Below are 4,778 nucleotides of genomic sequence, written 5' to 3'. Positions count from 1 at the left end.
GTTGCTCTGCAACGCTGTCGCGGCTGTGAACGTTTTCCCGCCAGAGGTGCCAACTGGGATCCACCACCGGCGCATAGCGCTCCGGCCAGGGGGTGAGGATGTAAACCGCGTCGGCGCAGGCTGCTGCCACCTGAGCCACCCGTCGCAGCAGGGGGATCCCATCCCAAAGCACCAGGGCTTTGTCGGATCCCATGCGGCGGCTGTTGCCCCCGGCCAAGATCAGAGCCACGACCGCAGGCGGGGAATCTTCAGGCATTTTGGACATCCAGTTTTCCACAACGAGCAGCAGGTATTTGTGGAGGAATAGGATAGGGATCCCATCCTCTCCTCACTCTAGCCGCTATGTCTGAGCCCTCTGGTCGTCTGGTTTGGAACCACTCCACCCACATCTCAGGGTTGATCCCTGTTTTGGAACGCCTGACCCGGCAGGCGGGCATTAAAACCGTGACGCCGGGCGCTCTGTCCTGCAGCCGTGGGCGGATCCCCCAGTTGCAGTTGCGGGTTTCGGTGCCGATCCGGGGCGGGTACAAGCTGGTGGCCCGCAAGGGAAGCAGCGTGCAAGAGGTGTTTGTGGTAACGGATCTTAGCCAAACCGAGCTAGAGGCGGCTATTCTCCGCTGTTTGTAGTCAACTGTTTGTAGTCAACCGAGCCTCGTTATTGCTCCGCAACGCTGTCCCGACCCAGAACTTCGTCCTGCTGGGGCAAATGGCACATCAGTTGAGGATGAGTTAGCTATGTCTCGTGCTAGTCTCAAGCCCGCCCGTATCAGCGCTGTTTTACCCGGATCCCTGGCAGCAGAAGTGGGCATCCAACCTGGAGAGGCCCTGGTCAGCATCAACGGCGAACGCCCCCGCGATCTCATCGACTACCGCTTCCTGATCGCTGAGGAGTCTGTAAGCCTGGAGATCTTGAATAGCCAAGGGATCCGGCGCATCGTCGAGCTGGAAAAAGACATCGATGAAGATCTGGGGCTGGAGTTTGAAACGGCCCTGTTCGATGGCCTGATCCAATGCGCCAACGCTTGTCCCTTTTGCTTCATCGACCAACAACCTCCGGAAATGCGGGCAACGCTGCACCTCAAGGACGACGACTACCGCCTCAGCTTTCTCTACGGCAGCTACCTCACCCTTACCAACTTGACCGCTGCCGAATGGGATCGCATCGCCCGCCTGCGCCTTTCCCCCCTCTATGTCTCGGTTCATGCCACGGAGCCGGAGCTGCGCAGCCGCCTGCTCAAAAACCCGCGCGCCGGTCTGATCCTGGAGCAGTTGGCCTGGTTTCGCCAACACCGCCTGCAAGTGCATGCCCAGGTGGTGGTCTGCCCGGGCTGGAACGATGGGGATCACCTCACCCGCACACTCCTCGATTTGGCCGCCTTTCGCCGGCCCGTAGACGGGATCCCCACCGTCCTCTCGGCAGCAGTGGTGCCGGTGGGGTTGACGCGCTTTCGCCCCCCTGGTGATGAGCTGGTTCCTGTCGATGCGGCCAAGGCCCGAGAAGTGATCCGGCAGGTGGAAACTTTGCAGGTCGGGTTTCGGCAAACATTGGGATCCACCTTTGCCTGGCTGGCCGATGAGTGGTATCTGCTGGCCGGGCGGGAACTGCCACCGGCAGAGCACTATGAAGATTACCCGCAGCTGGGGAACGGGGTAGGCTCCCTGCGGCTTTTCCTCAGCCAGTTCGAGCAGCTCAAACTGCCGCCTGAGCTCCCTTCTCCCCTCAAGGTTCTGTGGGTGGTGGGCAATGCCGTAGAGCAAGCCTTCCAGCCTGTGGTGGAGCAGATGAACCGCATCCGCGGGCTGCAGTTGGGTCTTTTGCCTATTGCCAGCCAATTTTGGGGACAAACCCTGACGGTAACCGGGCTGCTGACGGGCCAAGATGTCTTGAATGCCTTGAAATCGGTTGAAAACTTGGCGGCCTACGATGGGCTGCTGCTACCTCAGATTGCCCTTAAGGATGGGGAGCGCTTTTTGGACGATCTGACCTGGCAAGAGGTGCAGGCCCAGGTGGGGATCCCGGTGGTGCGGGTGGACGGCGGGCCGGCAGGCTTGGTGCAGGCGGTGCAACAGCTAGAACAGGGCTATGCCTACGGCACCCTGTGTTGTTCCGCAACGCTCGGGCGAAGGGAAACTGCACCGCTGACGCGACCAAGAACAGCTTTGAGCCGAGGATCCTGAGGCGATGCAGAGGTTGCGGCGCGGATTGCTTCTGCTGCTTTGGGTGGGGCTGGGGATCCTGGCCATCACGGGCTTGGCGGCTTTCTACGTAGATCTGGCCTGGTTTGCCGAGCTGAATGCCCTGCCGGTGCTGTGGACGCGGGTGATTGCCCGCTGGGGGCTGGGCCTGGGCGCTTTCCTCTTTGCCCTGGCGGTGGTGGGATCCAACATCTGCTCCTGCTGGCGGGGGGCAACCTTGGCTGGGGCCTGGGCGATTGCCACAGGTTTGAGTGTTTTCTTTGCTTGGTCTCTTTCCAATCACTGGTTCACGCTGTTGCTCTGGCTGAACCAGGGGCCCGTCGGGGAGTCGGATCCCATTTTCAACCGCGATCTCGGCTTTTTTCTCTTCAGCCTGCCTTTCTGGGAGACGGTGCAGCATTGGTGCTTCAACCTGGTGCTGCTCACCTTGGTTACCGTTGTCCTCATCTACTTGGTGGAGCTGGGGCTTTCCGAGCAACGGCTGACCTTGGCCCTCTCTCTCTATGCCCAGCGGCACCTGCTGATCTTGGGGGGATCCCTGTTTCTCATTCGCGCCTGGGGCCATTGGCTGGATCGCTACGAGCTGCTCTATTCCACCCGCGGCGTTGTGTTTGGGGCCGGTTTTGCCGATGTGCATGCAACCTTGCCGGCCACGACCTTGATGAGCGGGGTGGCAGGCCTGACGGCGGTGGGGTTCTGGGCTTTGGCCCGCCAGGGGATCCGCCTCAACCTTCCTTTCCTCAAGTCCTGGTGCCCTTCCTGGGCCAGCTCTCTCCTGGCGCCGGCCATCCTCTGGGGAGCCTACCTGGGGTTTGGGCTGCTAACCACCCAACTTTATCCCCAACTGGTGCAGACCTTCTTGGTCACCCCCAACGAGCTGGAGCTGGAGCGCCCCTACATCGAGGACAACATCCGTTTTACCCGTGCTGGCTTTGGCCTGGCCGATGTCGAAGTCCAACCCTTCCCGGAAGGGGGATCCCTCACCTGGGAGATCCTGCAGCAGAATCAATCCACCCTGAGCAACGTGCGCCTCTGGGATGCGGATCCCCTATTGGCCACCTACCGCCAACTGCAAGAAATCCGCCCCTACTACCAATTTCCCTATGTGAATGTGGATCGCTACCGCATTGGGGGAGAATTGCGCCAAGTTATGCATGCCGCCCGCGAGCTGGACTTTGCCCAGGTACCCCCCGCCGCCCAAACCTGGGTTAACCGGCGGTTTTTCTACACCCACGGCTATGGCCTCACCCTCAGCCCGGTGAATGTGGTGACCCCTGAAGGCCTGCCGGATTTTTTCCTATCGGATATCCCGCCGCGGGTTTCTCCCCGCTACCCTGAGGTGGCCTCCGTCTTGCGGGTGGAGCAGCCGGCCCTCTACTATGGCGAGCTGACCACCACCGATGTTTTCGTGGGCGCTGAGGCGCGGGAGTTGGACTACCCTGCAGCAGAGCGCTATGTGTACAGCAGCTATCAGGGCAGCGGTGGCGTGCCCATTCCCCACCTCTGGCAGCGGTTTCTCTACGCCTGGCATTTTGGCGATCTGCGCATCCTTCTCAGCCGCGAGCTGTCTTCTGCCACCCGCTTTCTCTATCGCCGCCAAATCCGCGAGCGCATCCGTCGGGTGATGCCCTTTTTGCTCTACGACCGGGATCCCTACCTGGTCATTCAAGGCGGCAAGCTCTACTGGTTTTTCGATGCCTATACCACCAGCAGCCGCTACCCCTACTCGGAGCACCTGCCCGGCTTTCCCTTCAACTACATCCGCAACTCGGTCAAGGCGGTGATGGACGCCTACAACGGCAGCATCGATTGGTACATTGCCGACCCTCGGGATCCCCTCATCCAAGCCTACGCCCGCATCTACCCCACCCTCTTCAAGCCTCTGGAGGCAATGCCGGAGCCGCTGCGGCAACACATCCGCTATCCCCAAGACCTCTTCCGCCTGCAAGCGCAGCAGTTTGCCACCTACCACATGACGGATCCCCGCCTCTTCTACAACCGCGAGGATCAATGGCAGATCCCCGGCCAGTTCCGCAATCGACGGCGCATTCCCATGCAGCCCCAGTATCTCATTCTCACCTTGCCGAGGGATCCCCAAGGGGTTGCAAACCACACTCCTGAGTTCGTCCTCCTCTCCCCCTATGCCCCTGTTAACAAGCAGAACATGGTGGCTTGGATAGCGGCCCGCTGCGACGGGGAAAACTACGGCAAGCTCCTGGTGTACGAGTTTTCCAAGCAACGGCTCATCTATGGCCCGGAACAGGTGGAAGCACGGGTCAATCAGGATCCCTTAATCTCCGAGCAAATTTCCCTCTGGAACCAGCATGGGTCGCGGGTGAACCTGGGCACGCTGCTGGTCATTCCTATCGAGACTTCTTTGCTCTATGTTCAGCCCCTTTACATCGAAGCAGAACAGGGCCGCTTGCCTCAGCTCACCCGGGTGATCGCTGCCTACGAAGACCGGGTGGTGATGGAACCGACTCTCGGCCAGGCCTTAGAAGCCCTCTTTCTGCCGAGGGGCAGCCGATAGAGAAAGGGATCCCCTCCTCATTTTTGAGGCAGGTAGTTGACGAAACTTAACG

At 60.5% G+C, this 4,778-nt stretch carries 4 protein-coding genes; 3 read left to right on the top strand and 1 reads right to left on the bottom strand.

Annotated elements, in window-relative coordinates; translation table 11 throughout:
• On the bottom strand, positions 1-256 hold a 256-nt coding region (locus NW819_RS11110; RefSeq protein WP_414413776.1), incomplete at its 3' end, for an NTP transferase domain-containing protein.
• 86 nt (positions 257-342) lie between these two features.
• Here NW819_RS11110 and NW819_RS11105 point away from each other — a divergent pair.
• The 3 genes from NW819_RS11105 to NW819_RS11095 all read left to right on the top strand — a co-directional run bounded on the left by NW819_RS11105 (position 343) and on the right by NW819_RS11095 (position 4,726).
• Positions 343-627, top strand: coding sequence for a DUF2103 domain-containing protein (locus NW819_RS11105; protein WP_011432039.1), 285 nt, complete (start codon positions 343-345; stop codon positions 625-627).
• 108 nt (positions 628-735) lie between these two features.
• Positions 736-2,178: a TIGR03279 family radical SAM protein gene (locus NW819_RS11100; RefSeq protein ID WP_414413775.1), complete on the top strand. Its 1,443-nt coding sequence runs from the start codon at positions 736-738 to the stop codon at positions 2,176-2,178.
• Between the two features lie 4 nt (positions 2,179-2,182).
• Positions 2,183-4,726: a UPF0182 family protein gene (locus tag NW819_RS11095; RefSeq protein WP_414413774.1), complete on the top strand. Its 2,544-nt coding sequence runs from the start codon at positions 2,183-2,185 to the stop codon at positions 4,724-4,726.
• The last annotated feature ends 52 nt before the right edge of the window (positions 4,727-4,778 follow it).

This window comes from Synechococcus sp. R8-2 (assembly GCF_047461715.1).
GTDB lineage: Bacteria > Cyanobacteriota > Cyanobacteriia > Thermostichales > Thermostichaceae > Thermostichus.
The sequence above is the reverse complement of the archived record's forward strand: the minus strand, read 5'-3'. Positions and strand labels throughout refer to the sequence as shown.

Excerpts from the sequence above, each read along its gene's own strand:
- NW819_RS11100 (WP_414413775.1), top strand. The coding sequence starts at position 736 with ATGTCTCGTGCTAGTCTCAAGCCCGCCCGTATCAGCGCTGTTTTACCC.
- NW819_RS11095 (WP_414413774.1), top strand. The coding sequence starts at position 2,183 with ATGCAGAGGTTGCGGCGCGGATTGCTTCTGCTGCTTTGGGTGGGGCTG.
- NW819_RS11105 (WP_011432039.1), top strand. The coding sequence starts at position 343 with ATGTCTGAGCCCTCTGGTCGTCTGGTTTGGAACCACTCCACCCACATC.